Here is a 1453-nt window from a genome sequence, read left to right as displayed (position 1 = left end):
GGCTGGCCAGTTTGCTGGAGCCTTTGATCATCGTGGTGCTCGGCGGCTTCATTGGGGCCATCTTGGTGGCAATGTATTTGCCGATTTTTCATTTGGGACAAGTTTTTTGACATGAGCGACACGGTTTTGGCGCTGGGATTGGCGGGTTTGTTGGGCCTGATGATCGGCAGTTTTTTGAATGTGGTGATCCACCGGCTGCCACGCATGCTCGAAGCGGAATGGGACGCTTCGCCCCGCAGTGAGCCCGCGCAGCGCTACAACTTGGCGACACCCCGATCGCATTGCCCGCAATGCGCGCACACGCTGGGTTGGCAGGAGAACATTCCCGTGCTGAGTTTTGTGGTCCAGCAGGGCCGCTGTATGCACTGCAAAGCGCGCATTTCAGCGCGTTATCCTGCGATTGAACTGGTCACAGCTGGCCTTTTTGTGTGGGTGTTTGCGCAATACGGTTGGGGACTCCAGGCTGTTGCCTGGGCTGGTTTTGCAGCCGCCCTTGTTGCGCTGGCCGCCATCGATGCCGACACCTGTTTGTTGCCCGACGCCATCACCCAGCCTTTGGCATGGGCAGGCCTGCTGGCCGCCAGCCTGGGGCTTTCAGGCACGCGCTTGAACGACGCCCTGTGGGGCGCTGCAGCCGGCTACTTGTTCTTGTGGTTGGTTTACTGGCTCTTCAAATGGGCCACCGGCAAAGAAGGCATGGGCCGGGGTGATTTCAAGCTGCTGGCCGCCTTGGGGGCCTGGCTGGGCTGGCCCGCACTGCTGTCCTTGGTCATGATCGCGTCTTTTTCTGGGGTTGTCGGTGGCCTCTGGCTCAAGCTGCGCGGCCAATTGGCCGACAATGGCCAGCTGGCTTTCGGGCCTTTTTTGGTGTTGGCAGGTTTGTGGGTCATGGCCTTTGGCCCCCTGACTTGGTTTTTGATCTGAACGTCCATGACACATCACACTTGGCGCATTGGCCTGACCGGCGGCATTGGCAGCGGCAAAAGCACCGTGGCGAACTTTTTGGCCCGCCGGGGTGCCGCGATCGTGGATGCCGATGCCATTTCACGCAGCCTCACAGCCCCAGGCGGCCGGGCCATGGCGGCCATTGCCCGCACTTTCGGTGACGAGATGGTCGGCACAGACGGTGCCATGGACCGAGCAGCCATGCGCGAGCGCATCTTCAGTGACCCGCAAGCCAAGCGCCAGCTCGAACACATCATCCATCCCCTGGTGGGCCAAATCACCGCTGAACAGGCGCAAGCGGCTGTGCAAAGCGGCCAGCGTGTTGTGGTGTTCGATGTGCCCTTGCTGGTGGAGTCGGGCGAGCGTTGGCGTCAACAGGTAGACCGCGTGGTCGTGGTGGACTGCGATGTCGAGACCCAAAAGCAAAGGGTCATGGCGCGCAGTGGCCTGAGCGCCGAAGAAGTCGAACGCATCGTGGCGCAACAGGCCTCGCGAGCACAACGCCTGG

The 1453-nt window shown here is 61.3% G+C and carries 2 protein-coding genes and 1 pseudogene; all 3 read left to right on the top strand.

Annotated features, from left to right (window positions below; all coding sequences use genetic code 11):
* Positions 1 to 110 (top strand): annotated as a pseudogene (locus Q0341_RS05090) (type II secretion system F family protein); the annotation flags it as partial.
* Between the two features lies 1 nt (position 111).
* Positions 112 to 924: an A24 family peptidase gene (locus tag Q0341_RS05085; protein ID WP_299510990.1), complete on the top strand. Its 813-nt coding sequence runs from the start codon at positions 112 to 114 to the stop codon at positions 922 to 924.
* 6 nt (positions 925 to 930) lie between these two features.
* Positions 931 to 1453, top strand: a 523-nt coding sequence (gene coaE / locus Q0341_RS05080; RefSeq protein ID WP_299510989.1) for a dephospho-CoA kinase, incomplete at its 3' end; no start/stop codon positions are given.

This window comes from uncultured Limnohabitans sp., assembly GCF_937889215.1.
Classification (GTDB): domain Bacteria; phylum Pseudomonadota; class Gammaproteobacteria; order Burkholderiales; family Burkholderiaceae_C; genus Limnohabitans_A.
The sequence above is the reverse complement of the archived record's forward strand: the minus strand, read 5'-3'. Positions and strand labels throughout refer to the sequence as shown.

Coding starts and splice junctions, on each gene's coding strand:
- Q0341_RS05085 (WP_299510990.1), top strand. CDS start 112: ATGAGCGACACGGTTTTGGCGCTGGGATTGGCGGGTTTGTTGGGCCTG.